Source organism: Staphylococcus sp. AtHG25, assembly GCF_003217445.1.
GTDB lineage: Bacteria > Bacillota > Bacilli > Staphylococcales > Staphylococcaceae > Staphylococcus > Staphylococcus haemolyticus.
In genome coordinates this window covers 173,362-189,585 of the sequence record NZ_QJSN01000002.1, presented here as the reverse complement: position 1 = coordinate 189,585, position 16,224 = coordinate 173,362, and the positions used below count along the sequence as shown (strand labels likewise).

General features: G+C 31.6%; 18 protein-coding genes. 9 read left to right on the top strand and 9 right to left on the bottom strand.

The window, feature by feature from the left end; all coding sequences use genetic code 11:
• Positions 1-2: 2 nt before the first annotated feature.
• From BDW31_RS02560 to BDW31_RS02540, 5 genes are all read left to right on the top strand, one after another.
• Complete coding sequence (locus BDW31_RS02560) at positions 3-1,565, top strand: peptide chain release factor 3 (RefSeq protein ID WP_053024318.1); 1,563 nt, start codon at positions 3-5, stop codon at positions 1,563-1,565.
• Between the two features lie 298 nt (positions 1,566-1,863).
• Positions 1,864-2,661: a TerC family protein gene (locus BDW31_RS02555; RefSeq protein WP_037535497.1), complete on the top strand. Its 798-nt coding sequence runs from the start codon at positions 1,864-1,866 to the stop codon at positions 2,659-2,661.
• 249 nt (positions 2,662-2,910) lie between these two features.
• Entirely contained in the window at positions 2,911-4,827 is a 1,917-nt protein-coding gene (locus BDW31_RS02550) for a S1C family serine protease (protein WP_053024319.1), read from the top strand.
• 18 nt (positions 4,828-4,845) lie between these two features.
• The gene (locus tag BDW31_RS02545; protein WP_037549132.1) at positions 4,846-6,204 is read left to right on the top strand and encodes a TrkH family potassium uptake protein; all 1,359 of its coding nucleotides are present in this window, start codon (positions 4,846-4,848) and stop codon (positions 6,202-6,204) included.
• 113 nt (positions 6,205-6,317) lie between these two features.
• The gene (locus BDW31_RS02540) at positions 6,318-7,829 is read left to right on the top strand and encodes a bifunctional metallophosphatase/5'-nucleotidase (protein WP_037549135.1); all 1,512 of its coding nucleotides are present in this window, start codon (positions 6,318-6,320) and stop codon (positions 7,827-7,829) included.
• Positions 7,830-7,912: 83 nt separating this feature from the next.
• On the opposite strand, the gene BDW31_RS02535 is transcribed toward BDW31_RS02540, so the two are convergent.
• On the bottom strand, positions 7,913-8,515 hold the full coding sequence (locus BDW31_RS02535; RefSeq protein ID WP_053024320.1) for a CPBP family glutamic-type intramembrane protease: 603 nt from the start codon (positions 8,513-8,515) through the stop codon (positions 7,913-7,915).
• Positions 8,516-8,531: 16 nt separating this feature from the next.
• Complete coding sequence (locus tag BDW31_RS02530) at positions 8,532-8,708, bottom strand: YkvS family protein (protein WP_011276202.1); 177 nt, start codon at positions 8,706-8,708, stop codon at positions 8,532-8,534.
• 200 nt (positions 8,709-8,908) lie between these two features.
• On the opposite strand from BDW31_RS02530, the gene lplA reads away from it, so the two are divergent.
• Complete coding sequence (gene lplA / locus BDW31_RS02525; RefSeq protein ID WP_053024321.1) at positions 8,909-9,898, top strand: lipoate--protein ligase; 990 nt, start codon at positions 8,909-8,911, stop codon at positions 9,896-9,898.
• 46 nt (positions 9,899-9,944) lie between these two features.
• Here the strand turns inward: lplA and BDW31_RS02520 are convergent, their stop codons facing one another.
• From BDW31_RS02520 to BDW31_RS02495, 6 genes are all read right to left on the bottom strand, one after another.
• Positions 9,945-10,496: an Ltp family lipoprotein gene (locus BDW31_RS02520; RefSeq protein WP_053024322.1), complete on the bottom strand. Its 552-nt coding sequence runs from the start codon at positions 10,494-10,496 to the stop codon at positions 9,945-9,947.
• Positions 10,497-10,829: 333 nt separating this feature from the next.
• Positions 10,830-11,891 carry a site-specific integrase gene (locus BDW31_RS02515; RefSeq protein WP_110709107.1) on the bottom strand — a complete coding sequence of 354 codons (1,062 nt, stop codon included), beginning with the start codon at positions 11,889-11,891 and terminating at the stop codon, positions 10,830-10,832.
• Between the two features lie 119 nt (positions 11,892-12,010).
• Complete coding sequence (locus BDW31_RS02510) at positions 12,011-12,805, bottom strand: Eco47II family restriction endonuclease (RefSeq protein WP_157947883.1); 795 nt, start codon at positions 12,803-12,805, stop codon at positions 12,011-12,013.
• A complete protein-coding gene (locus tag BDW31_RS02505; RefSeq protein WP_053020369.1) occupies positions 12,768-13,802 on the bottom strand; it encodes a DNA cytosine methyltransferase in 1,035 nt (344 codons plus the stop codon). Before BDW31_RS02505 ends, BDW31_RS02510 begins: the two co-directional genes overlap by 38 nt.
• 72 nt (positions 13,803-13,874) lie before the next feature.
• Positions 13,875-14,339, bottom strand: coding sequence for an ImmA/IrrE family metallo-endopeptidase (locus BDW31_RS02500; RefSeq protein WP_110709105.1), 465 nt, complete (start codon positions 14,337-14,339; stop codon positions 13,875-13,877).
• A gap of 11 nt (positions 14,340-14,350) precedes the next feature.
• The gene (locus BDW31_RS02495; protein WP_110709103.1) at positions 14,351-14,665 is read right to left on the bottom strand and encodes a helix-turn-helix domain-containing protein; all 315 of its coding nucleotides are present in this window, start codon (positions 14,663-14,665) and stop codon (positions 14,351-14,353) included.
• 151 nt (positions 14,666-14,816) lie between these two features.
• Here BDW31_RS02495 and BDW31_RS02490 point away from each other — a divergent pair, with 151 nt between their 5' ends.
• Genes BDW31_RS02490 through BDW31_RS12440 form a run of 3 tightly spaced genes read left to right on the top strand, consistent with a single transcriptional unit; the run spans position 14,817 to position 15,994 of the window.
• Positions 14,817-15,053 (top strand): helix-turn-helix domain-containing protein, encoded by a 237-nt coding sequence (locus BDW31_RS02490; RefSeq protein WP_002500133.1) that lies wholly within the window; start codon positions 14,817-14,819, stop codon positions 15,051-15,053.
• A 13-nt stretch (positions 15,054-15,066) separates the two neighbouring features.
• Positions 15,067-15,837, top strand: a complete 771-nt coding sequence (locus BDW31_RS02485) for a phage antirepressor KilAC domain-containing protein (RefSeq protein WP_110709101.1) — start codon at positions 15,067-15,069, stop codon at positions 15,835-15,837.
• 13 nt (positions 15,838-15,850) lie between these two features.
• Positions 15,851-15,994: a hypothetical protein gene (locus BDW31_RS12440; RefSeq protein ID WP_011276645.1), complete on the top strand. Its 144-nt coding sequence runs from the start codon at positions 15,851-15,853 to the stop codon at positions 15,992-15,994.
• Here the strand turns inward: BDW31_RS12440 and BDW31_RS02480 are convergent.
• Positions 15,984-16,196, bottom strand: a complete 213-nt coding sequence (locus BDW31_RS02480; RefSeq protein WP_011276644.1) for a hypothetical protein — start codon at positions 16,194-16,196, stop codon at positions 15,984-15,986. The two genes, BDW31_RS12440 and BDW31_RS02480, sit on opposite strands and share 11 nt — an antisense overlap.
• Positions 16,197-16,224 lie beyond the last annotated feature (28 nt).

The following is a 16,224-nucleotide window of genomic DNA, read 5'->3' as shown; positions in this document are numbered from 1 at the left end:
AGATGAGTTTAAAAGAAGAAGTTGAATCAAGAAAGACGTTTGCCATAATATCTCACCCGGATGCTGGTAAAACGACACTGACTGAGAAGTTATTATATTTTAGTGGTGCAATTAGAGAAGCGGGTACAGTTAAAGGTAAAAAAACAGGTAAATTTGCAACTAGTGACTGGATGAAAGTGGAGCAAGAACGTGGTATTTCAGTAACGAGTTCAGTGATGCAATTTGACTATGATGATTACAAAATTAATATATTAGATACACCAGGACACGAAGATTTCTCAGAAGATACTTACCGTACTTTAATGGCAGTAGATAGTGCAGTGATGGTTATTGACTGTGCTAAAGGTATTGAACCTCAAACTTTAAAGCTATTTAAAGTTTGTAAAATGAGAGGAATTCCAATTTTTACATTCATTAATAAATTGGACCGCGTAGGTAAAGAGCCATTTGAATTATTAGATGAGATTGAAGAAACATTAAACATTGATACTTACCCTATGAACTGGCCAATTGGTATGGGTCAAAATTTCTTTGGTATTATCGATCGTGAGTCTAAATCTATAGAGCCATTTAGAGATGAAGAAAATGTTTTACATTTAGATGATGATTATGAACTACAAGAAGAGCATGCTATTCGTAATGACAGTGCATTTGCTCAAGCTATCGAAGAATTTATGCTTGTAGAAGAAGCAGGTGAAGAGTTTGATAATGATGCGCTATTAAATGGTGAATTAACACCCGTATTCTTTGGTTCTGCATTAGCTAACTTCGGTGTTCAAAACTTCTTGAATGCATATGTTGATCATGCACCGATGCCTAATGCACGTCAGACAAATGAAGAAGTTGAAGTAAGCCCATTTGATGATGAATTTTCTGGATTTATTTTCAAAATTCAAGCTAATATGGACCCTAAACATCGTGATAGAATTGCATTTATGCGTGTTGTTAGCGGTGCATTCGAACGTGGTATGGATGTAACATTACAACGTACGAGCAAAAAACAAAAAATTACGCGTTCAACATCATTTATGGCTGACGATAAAGAAACTGTTAACCATGCAGTAGCTGGAGACATCATTGGTTTATATGATACAGGTAATTATCAAATTGGAGATACTTTAGTTGGTGGCAAGCAAAAATATAGTTTCCAAGATTTACCTCAATTCACACCGGAAATATTTATGAAAGTTTCAGCTAAAAACGTAATGAAGCAAAAACATTTCCATAAAGGAATTGAACAGCTTGTTCAAGAGGGAGCAATCCAATATTATAAAACGCTTCACACTAATCAAATTATTTTAGGTGCCGTTGGTCAATTACAATTTGAAGTGTTTGAACATCGAATGAAAAACGAATATAACGTTGATGTTGTTATGGAACCTGTCGGTAGAAAAATTGCGCGTTGGATTGAAAACGAAGATGATATTCAAGATAAAATGAACACGTCTCGTTCAATATTAGTGAAAGATAGATATGATAATTTCGTCTTCTTATTCGAAAATGAATTTGCAACACGCTGGTTCGAAGAAAAATTCTCAGAAATTAAATTGTATAGTCTTTTATAAGATTATGATTGAAAATAATGGGTATTTAAAAATATCTCTTTAAATAGACAATTTGTTAAACGTTAATTGTTTATTTATATTAAGTATAGTGTATAATACACTTAACAAATGAATACCTATGACAATCTGTCAGAGGGGAGTAACTTGAAGACCATTAAATACTTGATGGTTAGCGCTTTATCGTCATTACGAAGTATTATCTTCCGGTAAAGTGGGCATTTATTTGCTAAGTGAGACCTTTGCTATTATTTAGCATAGGTCTCTTTATTTGTATTAAAACAAAAAGGAGCTGTCCACTATGGATCCGAGTTTAATTTTACCTTACCTATGGGTAATTCTCGTTCTTGTATTTTTAGAAGGGCTATTAGCAGCTGATAATGCAGTTGTAATGGCTGTTATGGTAAAACATTTACCACCTGAACAACGTAAAAAAGCGTTATTTTATGGTTTGCTAGGTGCATTTGTATTCCGTTTTCTTGCCTTATTCTTAATTAGTGTTATCGCAAATTTCTGGTTTATCCAAGCACTTGGTGCCGCGTATTTAATTTTTATGTCAATAAGAAATCTCTGGCAATTCTTCCACAAAAAACATGAAGATCAACCTGAGGGTGACGACCATCATTTTGACGAGTCTGGCGTAGAGAAAAAAGTCGGACCTATGCAATTTTGGGGCACTGTTTTAAAAGTTGAATTTGCAGATATAGCTTTTGCAATTGACTCAATGTTAGCAGCGATGGCAATTGCTGTTACATTACCTGAAGTTGGCATTCATTTTGGTGGCATGGACCTAGGTCAATTCTCAGTAATGTTTATTGGCGGAATGATCGGTGTTATTCTAATGCGTTTTGCCGCTACATGGTTTGTTGACTTACTAAATAAATATCCTGGATTAGAAGGAGCTGCCTTCGCAATTGTAGGTTGGGTAGGTATTAAATTAGTTGTTATAGTACTTGCTCATGAAGATATAGGTATTTTACCTGAACATTTCCCTCATAGTACATTATGGCAAGCTATCTTCTGGACAGTTATGATTCTTTTAGTCGTAATCGGTTGGTTAACGTCAGTACGTAGCAACAAGAAGAAAGCCAATAAATAGTATTAAATAAGTGATTCGAGCCTTTTAGATTTGATGTGTATCATCAAGTTTAAAAGGCTTTATTATTATAAATTGTGCAATTTAGTGATTTGATAAGAAAAATTCAATTTTGAACCTTCAATTCATTGCTAATTGGCGATATTGATATTAAACTTTAGTTAATGAATAAATTAAATAAAGCCACAACCACAAAACATAATTTAACGTTAGCATGATAGATTGTGAGTTAGTCGATAGGAGTGGACACCTTTGGATAATGATAAAAAACACGTAATACCACGTGAACAGTATCGTAGAAAACGACATGAGTATTTCCATAATGAAGAACGCGAAGAACGATTAGAACGTGAGAGAGAACAACGTGAGAGACTTGCCAAAAAAGAGCAAGAACAAGCAAAAGTTAATGAAGAACGTGTTAAAGATAACATGCGAAAAGCAAGAATTGAGAAATTAACACAAGAAGAAATTCACCAGCAACAACATCTAGCTAAATTACGATCTGATAATGAGTCTGATCAAGAATTAAATGATACTAACACGCATCATTTAACACTACCGGAAGAGCAACAACTAAAAAATGAACATAAAGAAAATAATGATAAGGTAACTAAACCTACTGACGAAGTGGAAAAACAGGAGAAAGAAGACAATAATTTTACCCCTTCCAAACATGCTGAAATAGAACCCAAATATAGTAGAGTTGAAAAGAATAAAGGAAAACAACAAGCTAATATTAATAAAAGTGAAGTTAATCATCTTGATAAAAGTGAACAAACTAAAAAACAAAAAGAGACTAAAGCATTATCGGATGACGTTTTAGAAACAAATGAAAGTCAAAAAATTGAACAAAAGGAACAAAAAGCAAGTTCTAATGAAACTTCTAACAAGGAATTAAATTCCCATACTAAAGATAAAAGCAATGAAGTTGAAGATAATCAAGACATAAAGAAAGCATCTAGTCAAAATTTAGCTCATTCTAATAAGTCAGAAGAAAATGGACACTCAGAAGATAAGCCTAAGAGCAATGATACGATGGACAAAGTAAAAGACTTTTTAAAATTGCATTGGCTTAAAATAGTCATAGTAGTTGCAATCATATTAATTGTTATACTAATTAGTGCAATTATCTCAACGATTAATCAAAATAGTAGTATTGAACAAAGTAGTAACAATGATACGAAATACACAACAACAATGAAGAATGCAGAAACAGCTGTTAAATCAGTGGTAACAATTGAGAATGACACACCTAAGAACATAACAACACAAACAATTGATAAAATAAATACAAACTCAAATAATGAAGTTGGTTCAGGTGTCGTCTACAAAGCTGTAGACGATACTTTTTTTATTTTAACCAATACACATATAGTTGGAAGTAATAAAAGAGTAAACATTACATATGATGATGATAAAACAGGTACTGCTACAGTCGTTGGGAGAGATATGTGGTCAGATATTGCAGTGCTTAAAGCAACGATAAAAAATAAAAACGTGCTGCCAATTAAAATAGGTCATTCAAAACATTTAAAGCTAGGTGAATCCATCTTAGTTGTTGGTAATCCACTTGGAAATGATTTTAAAAATACAGTGACGAAAGGTATTATTTCTGGATTAAATAGGGCAGTACCTGTCGACTTCGATAAAGATAATAATAATGATGAATTGGTTAATACCTTTCAAATTGATGCTTCAGTTAACCCAGGTAATTCAGGAGGTGCTGTCGTCAATAGAGTTGGAGAATTAGTAGGCTTAGTATCGCTAAAAATAAATATGCCTAATATTGAAGGCATGGGCTTTGCAATTCCAATTGATAATGCACGAGAAATTGCTGAGGAATTAGAGAAAAATGGTGAAATTCAATATCCTAATACTGGTATTGGAATTAAAAATGTTTCAGATTTATTACCTTATGAAAGAAATTTATTAAAAGTGCCCGAAGATGTTCAAAACGGAATCGTAGTAGAAATGTTAAAAGAAAATGGTTTAGGTAAAAAATCAGGTTTAAAAATTGGTGATGTAGTTGTAGAATTAGATAGTAAATCAATTCAAAATAATTTACAGTATAGACAAATAATTTTTAATCATAGACAAGACTTAAAAACATTGTCGGCTGAAATTTATAGAAAAGGAAAATCTCAAGATATAAAAATAAAATTGAAATAATGTTGAGGTGACAAATGAGTGTCTATTTTCAGTAAGTTATTTAAAAAATCTAGCCCTCAACAGGGGATAGTTTTATATTATTTGATAGCCATAGTTGTCGCTTTTTTATTATTAAACCTCCCATTTGTGCATAAACATGGTGTTGATGTTAGCCCAATCGATACGCTATTCGTTGCTGTATCAGGCATTAGTGTTACTGGACTATCTCCCGTTAACATAGTAGATACATATTCAACATTTGGCCAAATTATTATATTAATCATACTTAATATAGGCGGTATTGGCGTCATGGCGATTGGTACAGTACTATGGGTTGTGTTAGGGAAACATATAGGTATCCGCGAACGCCAATTAATTATGTTAGATAATAATAAAGATACAATGAGTGGAACCGTTAAGCTGATATTAGAAATCATCAAAACGATATTAACAATAGAATTTATAGGTGCATTGTTATTAGCTTTTTATTTCTATAGAGATAATCCAGATTTAAAAAATGCACTCATGCAAGGTTTATTTGTGTCTGTCTCTGCTACAACTAACGGTGGACTAGATATCACAGGGCAATCATTAATACCTTACGCTAAGGATTATTTTGTTCAAACGATTGTTATGTTTCTAATCGTATTAGGATCAATAGGATTTCCTGTATTACTTGAAATCAGAGCATATGTAAGGAATAGAGTCAGTCATTTTAGATTTTCACTATTTACCAAAATAACTACATGCACATATCTATTTTTATTTGTTTTTGGTGTTTTAGCCATATTAGCATTAGAACATCACCATGCTTTTAAAGGATTAAGTTGGCATCAATCCTTATTTTATTCATTATTTCAATCTGCAACAACACGTAGTGCTGGATTACAAACCATTGATGTAACAAACTTTAGTGATGCAACGAATGTAATTATGAGTATCCTCATGTTTATTGGTTCATCTCCAAGTTCAGTTGGTGGTGGTATACGTACAACTACATTTGCGATACTAATTCTCTTTGTAATTAATTTTAATAATAATGCTGAAAAAACAGCTATAAAAGTATTCAATAGAGAAATACATGTAGTTGATATTCAACGTTCATTCGCCGTATTTACTATGGCGTCAATTCTAACATTCGTAAGTATGATTGTTATTCTCGCTACTGAAAAAACAAATTTAACATTTCTACAAGTATTCTTTGAAGTCATGTCAGCCTTTGGAACATGTGGTCTATCTTTAGGTATTACAGACGATATTAGTGGACTTACTAAAGTAATACTAATGATATTAATGTTTATAGGTCGTGTTGGTTTAATTTCATTTATTATTATGATAGCTGGACGTAAAGAACCGGATAAATACCATTATCCTAAAGAACGTGTTCAAATTGGTTAAATAGATTAGCATTCACAGAAATTATTAATTCTGAGAATGCTTTTTTGATTAGAAATAAATAGCACCTACAGATTAATAAATGTTAAACTAGCTTTAAATAAGGGGTGTGTAAATTGGAGAAAAATGAACATATAAATATAGATATCTTGGCAACATCAGATATGCATAGTCATTTTATGAATGGAGATTTTGGATCAAATATATATCGTGCTGGTACCTATGTTAAAAATATTAGAGAAAACAATGATAAAGTCATTTTATTAGATAGTGGGGGAAGTGTAGCTGGCTCATTGGCTGCGCATTATTATGCTATTGTCGCACCCTATAAACGTCATCCTATGATTAAATTAATGAATGCTATGCAGTATGATGCTAGTGGTATAAGTCCGGATGATTTTAAATTTGGATTATCATTTTTGACTAAAGCAGTATCACTATCAAGGTTTCAATGGTTATCTGCGAATATAGAATTTGCATTAACAAAGGAACCATACTTCTCAACACCTTATATAATTAAAGAATACGATAATGTTCGAATCGCAATTGTAGGTTTAACTGCAGATGGATTAATGAAAAACGAATTCGCTGAAATGGAGAAAGAGGTTAGTATTGAAAAAGCACTATTATCTGCTAAACGCTGGATTAGATATATACATGAAAGTGAACATCCTGACTTCTTAATTGTAATCTATCATGGTGGACTATATAAAATAAATCAAACGAATACAAGACATAGAAAAGGTTCTCATGAAGCGGAAAAAATAATGAAGGAAATAGGTGTGATCGATTTAATGATAACAGCGCACCAGCATCAAACGATTATAGGTAATGATTTTGAAACAGTGTATGTTCAAGCAGGACAAGATGCTCAAGAGTTAGTACACGTCAAAATTAAATTTAAAAAACGTACGAACTCGTTCGAAAAAGAAGATATTGAATCTACAGTAATTAATTTAAGTGAGTATCCAGAAGATCAGGAATTACTTGAGACAACGTATTATGATCGTAAAGCCTTAGAACATTGGTCAAAGGATATTGTTTCAGAGAATAAAGTCGATTTACAAGTTAATGGTTTGGAAGACTTACTAAGTAGTCCACACCCATTTATACAATTATTACATGATAGTCTACATTTAGCCTATGAGAATAATATTACTTGTATTAACGTGCCTAAAAATGGTGAAAAAGGATTAAAAGGTATAGTAACTAATGAGGATGTCTATAATGCTTATCCACACCCTGATAAAGCAATAGATATAACACTTAGAGGCCATCAAATTAAAAAGATGCTTGAATATACTTATTCTTATATTCAATTTGAGCAAGATCAATTAAGTATGACTATTATTGATGAAACATTATGTACATTGTGGCAAGGATTTGATTATGAGGTAGATATGTTAGCGCCTCGTTTTGATAGAGTTAATATAAAAAATATTGAGTTAGATGAAAAGTATAGAGTTACAATGACAGATTATTGTTATAGAAATTATCGTCAATACTTGGAAGATGAATCAACACTTCATTCCACATATGATCGACCGATGAGTTCACTTATCGCTGAAAAGCTAAATCAACCTAATTATTATTTAAAGTTGGACTCTAATTTTTCAGTAACGTATTAAAAATAGTACTCATATAAGTAAACGTATTTAAATTGTAACTTACTTCAAAAAAACTTTTCTTAGTTAAAACTAAGAAAAGTTTTTTATCCATGAAATATTAATAATAGTATAATTGCCACAATTTGTCCTAAAGAGGTAGTTACGATGCGACGCGTATATTGATAATTCAATGATAATACTAATTGAGCTACAAAAATAAATGCCACTATCCACCATTTATCTAAATAGATAAATAAAGAACTAGAACATAATGCAGTAATCAAGATGATTAACCAAGTAGGCAATTTAAATTGAGTCAGTTCTTTTTGCAAAACAGTTCTCATGTATAACTCATGACAAGGAATTACAAAAATTAACGTCACTAACATTTGCCATTTGAAATAAACACCTGTTCTTGATAATTCTTTAATAAGTTCTGCATATGTTATTTGTGGTGAAAGTAATGAAAAAATTAATTGTATTATAACCAAGACGATACCTGTAGCGATACCAACTCCGATAGAAGTTAAAAGTCTTTTAGATTCTATGTCCCTTTGGTAAAATACATAACTAATACCTGCAATTAACATAATACCAGTGTATAGATACCAGTACTCTTGATGCTCTCCCCACATAACAAATAAAATCAAATGGAATACAATGAAACTTGCTATAAACCAAATTAAAGCTTTTGATATATTTTTCATTTTAATGTATACCTTCTTATTCAACGATAGTATATCGTTTATGATTAATAACTGTTTTTTCTGGTAAGTCTAATTCATTGAAGTTATCCATAATTGTTAAGTCTACAATAACTGAATTGTCATTAATTTTCTCAACACGGCCTCTTAAACCGTCATAAAATTCTACGATATTTCCTACTTCTGCAACAGTCATACGGAGTCCTCCTAAATTCATAACTAGGCTATATTGTACTAAAAATTTGCATAATAATAAACAAATATATGCTAAAAATGGCAAATAATATTTTAATTATGAAAATAATGTCAAATTTGAGTAAATAATTGGCAAAATAAATAAATATAAGGCATAACTAAACTAAGGGCATATACGAGAGAGTCAAAGGAGAGATATAGATGAAATTTGTAAGCAATAATAATATTACTGATCCTACAATTAACCTTGCCATGGAAGAGTACGTGTTAAAACATTTACCTTCGGATGACAGTTACTTTCTATTTTATGTAAATGGACCGTCTATCATTGTCGGAAAAAATCAAAATACTATAGAAGAGGTTAATAAACAATATGTAGATGAAAATAACATACATGTTGTACGCCGTATTTCAGGTGGTGGCGCTGTATATCATGACCAAGGAAATCTAAATTTTAGTTTTATTACAGATGATGACGGTAATAGCTTCCATAATTTCAAAAAGTTTACAGAACCAATTGTACAAGCACTTCAATCAATGTGTGTAGATGCTGAAATGACTGGTCGTAATGATATTCAAGTAGGGCAAGCTAAAATTTCTGGGAATGCCATGGTTAAAGTTAAAGATAGAATGTTTAGTCACGGTACATTAATGTTAAATAGTGACTTGGGAGAAGTACAAAATGCATTGAAAGTTAATCCTAAAAAAATTCAATCTAAAGGTGTTAAGTCAGTGCGTAAGCGTGTAGCAAATATCGATGAATTTTTAGAAGAATCGATTTCAATTGATGACTTTAAACAAATCATTCTAAAAACAATTTTTGGTGAACATGAAGTTGAAGAATATAAGTTAACAGACGAAGATTGGAAGAATATAGAAGCATTAAGTAATAAGAAATATCGTACCTGGGAATGGAACTACGGTCGAAATCCTAAGTATAATTTTGAACGCGATGAAAAATTTGAAAAAGGATTTGTACAAATCAAATTTGATGTTAAAAAAGGCAAAATTGAACATGCTAGAATATTCGGAGATTTCTTTGGTGAAGGTGATGTAACAGAGTTGGAGAACGCACTTGTAGGTGTATTGCATGACTACAATCACATTAAAGAAGCAATGGAAGAGTTTGATTTCTATCATTATTTCGGCGCTATTGAAAAAGAAGATATTTTAAAATTGATGTCTTATTAATATAACTAAGCGGCTATATAGGATTTAACCTATAGCCGCTATATTTTTATTTATTTAAATGATCTATAGCATATTGCGCTTCTTCTTGCGTGAACTTTTCACCGTAGCTAGAAGTGAGTTGATCATAAATTGCATCATTAGACATATCTTGTTGATTTGCATAATCCTTAGCTTTTTCTAAAGCATTTTTCTTATAATCAACTTTAAGATTATCAATTGCATATTGAGCAGCATCTTCTGGGAATTTTTCTCCCGCATCAGATGTTAATTGATCATAAATACCTTGTTTAGACATGTGCATAACATCAGAATATGTCTTAGCTTTATTAAGAGCCGATTTTTGTTCTCTAGTAGCATCAGAATCATTTGAACTTTGTTGCTCAGTATTATTAGAATTAAGATTATTATTAGAATTACTAAAAGAAGCAGTACAAGCTGATATTCCTATTATGATAAGGATTAATAAAACTAGGCAACCACCACAACCACCACATCCCCATAACCATCCTTTTTTCTTATTGGACTTATGCTGTTGGTAATCTTGAAATTGTTGCCATTGTCTTTGCTCTTCATTGCTCTCAAAATGTCGATCAGCCATTATTTAACATTCTCCTTTAAAATTTATATTTTATACAAATAAGTATATTATATAAAATAGACATATGGAACGAAATATTTTTAAATTTTAAAGTTTTAATATTTTAAATTAATGTAAATTTTAACATTAAATTAATGCTAAAGAGTAAATTAATAATTTAATAGATAATTTATTTGAAAATGCAAAAGGAGTAAATTAGCTTTTATGAGCGGAAAATAGAAATGTAAAAAACCCTCCAATAAATGGAGGGTTTGAAATGACGGAAACGGAGGGATTGTCTGTTACCTTTAAATAAGGGGTTTCAAGCACTTCGTTGTCGACTTGTTGTCGGTTTTAGAAAAAAGAGAGTTTTGAATCTAACATTTCATCTTCTTGCGATTTCATCTCATCAAGTAAGTGGCTATATACTCGCCATGTAATTTCTATGTTTGCATGACCCAATCTCTTACTAACATATTGTATACTAAAACCATGACCTAATAACATTGAAGCGTGTGTGTGTCTTAGAGAGTGAAGTCCATAATCGCTTTTCAATTCGTTTTTGGCCAATATGTTTCTCATTGCAGTTGTTACTGCTTTGTTAGTAATGAGTGAAATACCAGTATTAAATATATAACCGTCTTTATGGAGTGGTTTAGAACTTATCACATCCATGATATGTTTCATATCTTTAGAAGTAATCGCTACATGACGGTCGGCTGATTTAGTCTTAGTTCCTCGCAAGTGGATAGTATTTTGGCTTTTATTTATATCCACTCTTTTGAGTTTCTGAACTTCACTAAATCTAGCACCAGTTGCTATAAGTATATAAATTGCAAGATAAGATAAATGTGATTTAGTAGATGCGGTTTGTTTCAATAACTGGTAGTCTTTTAAAGATAAGTACTTTTGTTTTTCACTCATTGCTGCTTTTTTCTCATAGATTGGCGCATTCCAAGTTGGATCTTTATAAATAAGTCTTTCATTTAATGCGTCTTTAAAAGCTTGAGAAAAGCAATTGTTTAATTTTTTTACACTTTCTTTGGTTCTTCCTTCTTTACGACCACCTAAAAACATACCTTCAGCATATTCTTTGAGCATTTCTCTGTAACCTAATTGGCTGACATCTTTAATGAGAATAGAACCAAACTTTTCTTCAAACACATTTAAAGCACTATAATATCTATTTAGTGTGGATTGAGATACTCTATCTACTTTATTTACTTTAATCCATCTTTCAAAGTATTCTATAAAGGTTATATCGTTTGCTAATTGACCGCCTTTACTTAGATCAATGTACAACTCTCTTTCAGCTTGTATAGCGTCTTTTTTAGTTCTAAAACCTCTTTTTCTGTATCGTTTTCCTTCATATTGGAAATCATAAGTCCAAGTGCCTTTAATCTTTTTAACAGACATAAAATCCATCCTTTCTATAATATTTCCGTTTTAGTTATGGGGTTTCACCTCCTTCAAAGAACATATGTTCGGTTTAATGATTAAAAAATAATAAGGGTAGACGGACTACCCGTTTTTTATTATTGGGATGGTAAAAATTCTTTGAATCTAATATTAATATTGTCAAAGCCAGTATAAGTTGGATAACTTAATTTGAAAATTGAGTCAACGAAATCGTCATCTATTTGTTTTAGTTCTTCTAAAATATTGTCTGTGACATCTTCAGTTTGTTTTTCTTTATTCAAAACGTGTATTACTATAGGGAGCCATTCGCAAATTTTTTTGAAAGCTAATGAATCACCTGTGGCTAATTCATAAAATTTATCAATAGAAATTCTGCGTATTTTGTTATGATCGTAATTCTTGCCGTCGACTTTACACTTCCAATTTATGTTTTGGCTTTTTTTAGCAATGATTTCTACTAGATAACATGTCGCATTAGAATCTTCTAAAAGTTTTTGTTGTAATTTCATATAAGTTTTTTGGCTACTAGCAGAGTTCATTGTATTGTGCTTGTTTTTCATTTCTGCAAATAAACTTCTTTCGTGATTTTCTATATCAAACCCAGACTTCGGAACAAACCAACCATCTATATAATTGAATAAATTTTGATGAAAGTATCCTATATCATTATTAATACTTTTATCTACTTGTCTATATATTTCGGCATCTATTAACTCGTTGCTATCAAATCCATTTGTAAAAGAATCAAAAATCATTTTTGTTGGGTCGATTATACTCTTATTCAATTGAGATAAATTTTTAATGTTTTGTTTTCTATACATATTATTTAAGGTTTCATCAACGTGTTTGAAATAATCATCGCAAGAAATAAAATCAACATCCCATGACTTCTGTATTTCTTCTCGAAGCATTGTTAACATCTCCTTTGCTTAAATATTCTTTGGCACTTATGCCGACATGATACGCTAAATTAACAGGTACAGCATTTCCAATTTGCTTGTATATGTTATTTGTTGAACCTACAAAAGTAAAAGAATCCGGAAAAGATTGTATTCTTGCATATTCTCTAGTAGTAAATGGACGAGTTTCATCTGGATGGCATCTTTCAGTTTGTTTTTGTTGAGGGGAAGTAGTAAGTGTCAATGAAGGTTCATCCCAGCTCATTCTTCTGGCCATACCAGTTTTACCTCCACCTAAATAATAACTTTTTCCCATATATTCTTTTGCAATGTCATCTGGCAAATCTCTCCAGTAACCACCTGGTGGAACTAAATCTAACACTTTTCTTTTTGACTCTGGATATACGCTACCCGGGCTATCAGGTACATTTTTAAGCACATCTTTCAGTGTTAAAAATTTATCTATTTTTTTAGGGAAGTCATATTCACCATTATTGTTATAGACATCTTTTCTGACACCTACAATAAAAATACGTTCTCTTTTTTGGGCAACTTCGTAATCTATTGCTTTCAATAATTTCCAATCAACATGATAATCTAATTTTTTAAATATATTTAAAATTGTTTTTAAAGTATTACCATTGTCGTGATTTATTAGCCCTCTCACATTTTCAAAAACAAACATCTTAGGACGGAAATATTTGACAAATCGGGCATAATCGTAAAAAAGAGTGCCTCTCGCATCTTCAATTCCTTTTCTTAGACCAGCATAACTAAAGCTTTGACAAGGCGCACCACCAGAAATTAGATCAATTTCTTCAGTTATATTTAAATCCTCTGGATTTAGTTTAGTAATGTCTGACTCCCATACCGAATCCGATTTGAAGTTCTCTCTTAAAGTAGCAGATGCATATTTATCAATTTCAATTAAAGCTTTGTGTTTAAAACCGGCCTTTTCAAGTCCTAATGCTAAACCGCCAGCTCCAGCAAATAGTTCTATTGAATTCATCGTTTCTCACCTCGCAATCTTTATATTATATCGAATTTTAAATAGAATTTATATTAATGCGTCACCATAACACTATTCAACTCTATACAACTTATACACCCTCAACGGCTCAAACGTAATAGCGTAATTGCCGTAGTGAGTTCCAATACCATATTTTTGTTTATAATGTCCCAGTATCTCTATTATGTACTTTTCACTTAATTGAACATAATCAGCTAGTTCATATAAGCTACTTACACCATAGTTATGTGCCTCCACAATAATACGTAGGGGAAGTGCTGCCTCGTATCCATGACGTCTTGCGTAGTTTTCAAATTTGCGATTTATGTCTTTAGATTGATCTAAGATATTCCCATATGTAAGTTTGTGATGTGCTAGTTCTTCATATAAGACTTCAGCTTTGCGTGTTTCGGATAGGTTGCGTTTAATTAGAATTAAATCGCCTAACCATAAACCGTGTAAGTCATTAGGCATAACATCTGTTTCTCTGACTTCTATATAGTCATGCTCTATTAACATTTTTTCATATAACCCCATAAAAACACCCTTTATTTACGTTTACTTCTTATAAAATCAGCATAATCTAAAACTCGTTGCCATTCGTCATCAGTTAATTCGCCTTCAAGGTGAGCTGCACGATGTTGTGGTTGTTCATCACTTTCATCTATCCAACCCATCAAAAATGCAGGGTTAACATTTAATGCCGTAGCTATGCTTTCGATAGTATCGTTTTTAAGATTTTTGATATTTCCACTTTCATAACGTTGTACAGTAGCTTCAGTTTTACTAATTTTTCTTCCTAGTTCAGCTAAAGTCATACCTTGTTTTTCTCTTGATTGTTTCATTCTTTTTGAAAAGCACATCGTAATACAACTCCTTTTACTTGATAACTATATTATAAGGAAAACTTTCGGCATTTGCAATATTTTTCTTAAAAACTTTCGTAAAATGCTTGACCTATTTTGTACAGCCATGATAAGATTACTTACGTAATACGAAAGGTGGTGAAACGAAATGCCTATCGACACTAAACTTTTAAAATCAAAAATGGCTTTAAAAGGACACAACATCAAAACTCTTTCTGAAGAAATAGGTGTTAATAGAGATACGTTGTCCAATATGATACATGGAAGAACTAAACCTTCATATCCGGTAATAAATGGAATTTATTTCGCGTTAGATTTAACACCACAAGAAGGAAGAGATATTTTTTTTAACAAAGACTTACGTAAAAAGAAAGTTTTAACTTAAAGGAGGACAACAAATGCAAGTATTACAAAAAATACAAATTGAAAATAATTCAGAATTAGGGGCAGTCGTTTCTAGTCGAGTAGTAGCAGAGGAACTAAACAAAAATCATCAACATGTTTTAAGAGATTTAGAAACTATAAAATCTCACAGTCCAAATTTGGACAGTGAAATTATTGATAGTGAATTTACGAATACTAGGGGACGCAAGTATCGAGAATTCCTACTAACTAAAGACGGTTTCACTTTATACATGTTCAACATTCAAGGTCACAACGATTTCAAAATGGCTTACATTAATAAATTTAACGAAATGGAACGTCAAATCGCACAACCTATCGCAAGTTACATGATTGAGGACCCAGTCAAACGTGCTGAACTTTGGATAGAAGAACAAAAAGAGAAACAACAGCTACAACTTGAAAACAACATGCAAAAACAAAAGATTGCCGAGTACGAACCTAAAGCATCTTATCTAGACACAATCTTAAATAATAAAAGTTTGGTTACAGTCGGTCAGATTGCTAAAGATTACGGAATGTCGGCTCAAGCATTAAACAAGTTACTGCATGAACTGAAAGTTCAATATAAACAATCTGGTCAGTGGTTACTATATTCAAACATTCAAGATAAAGGTTATACACATTCATCAACTACTGAGATTGAACATAAAGATGGTAGTACATCAGTTCGCATGAATACTAAATGGACGCAGAAAGGTAGATTGTTCATTTACGAATTACTAAAAGATAACGACATTCTACCCACAATCGAACAAACAACTTAAAGGAGGCAAAACCATGCTACAGAAACTAAAAATAGCTAAAGAAAAAAGCAAATTAAAACTTAATTTATTAAAACATGCAAACAGTAACTTAGAAACAAGAAACAACCCTGAACTGTTGCGAGCAGTTGCAGAGTTGCTTAAAGAAATTAGTCGATGAATTCGATATAAGAAATTCCAGCACTTACAGTACTAACTGTTCTATCACCAACAAAAGTATAACGTTTACCTGAAGAAAATACTTTTGAAGATACATCTTCTTTAGAAACTTTAGTATTACCACTATTAGAACTCATAAGAAGATATTGGAAATTCTCGACGATTGATTCATCTCCGGAAGAATATTTTATAAAAGCTTTCATTAAATCCACCTCCCTTCATTAAGGGATA

Bases quoted from the DNA above. Each gene is read 5' to 3' on its own strand.
- BDW31_RS02520 (WP_053024322.1), bottom strand. From the start codon at position 10,496: ATGGCTGATCGACATTTTGAGAGCAATGAAGAGCAAAGACAATGGCAA.
- lplA (WP_053024321.1), top strand. From the start codon at position 8,909: ATGAAATTTGTAAGCAATAATAATATTACTGATCCTACAATTAACCTT.
- BDW31_RS02490 (WP_002500133.1), top strand. From the start codon at position 14,817: ATGCCTATCGACACTAAACTTTTAAAATCAAAAATGGCTTTAAAAGGA.
- BDW31_RS02480 (WP_011276644.1), bottom strand. From the start codon at position 16,196: ATGAAAGCTTTTATAAAATATTCTTCCGGAGATGAATCAATCGTCGAG.
- BDW31_RS02560 (WP_053024318.1), top strand. From the start codon at position 3: ATGAGTTTAAAAGAAGAAGTTGAATCAAGAAAGACGTTTGCCATAATA.
- BDW31_RS12440 (WP_011276645.1), top strand. From the start codon at position 15,851: ATGCTACAGAAACTAAAAATAGCTAAAGAAAAAAGCAAATTAAAACTT.
- BDW31_RS02500 (WP_110709105.1), bottom strand. From the start codon at position 14,339: ATGGGGTTATATGAAAAAATGTTAATAGAGCATGACTATATAGAAGTC.
- BDW31_RS02485 (WP_110709101.1), top strand. From the start codon at position 15,067: ATGCAAGTATTACAAAAAATACAAATTGAAAATAATTCAGAATTAGGG.
- BDW31_RS02505 (WP_053020369.1), bottom strand. From the start codon at position 13,802: ATGAATTCAATAGAACTATTTGCTGGAGCTGGCGGTTTAGCATTAGGA.
- BDW31_RS02535 (WP_053024320.1), bottom strand. From the start codon at position 8,515: ATGAAAAATATATCAAAAGCTTTAATTTGGTTTATAGCAAGTTTCATT.
- BDW31_RS02555 (WP_037535497.1), top strand. From the start codon at position 1,864: ATGGATCCGAGTTTAATTTTACCTTACCTATGGGTAATTCTCGTTCTT.
- BDW31_RS02495 (WP_110709103.1), bottom strand. From the start codon at position 14,665: ATGTGCTTTTCAAAAAGAATGAAACAATCAAGAGAAAAACAAGGTATG.
- BDW31_RS02530 (WP_011276202.1), bottom strand. From the start codon at position 8,708: ATGACTGTTGCAGAAGTAGGAAATATCGTAGAATTTTATGACGGTTTA.
- BDW31_RS02510 (WP_157947883.1), bottom strand. From the start codon at position 12,805: ATGCTTCGAGAAGAAATACAGAAGTCATGGGATGTTGATTTTATTTCT.
- BDW31_RS02515 (WP_110709107.1), bottom strand. From the start codon at position 11,891: ATGTCTGTTAAAAAGATTAAAGGCACTTGGACTTATGATTTCCAATAT.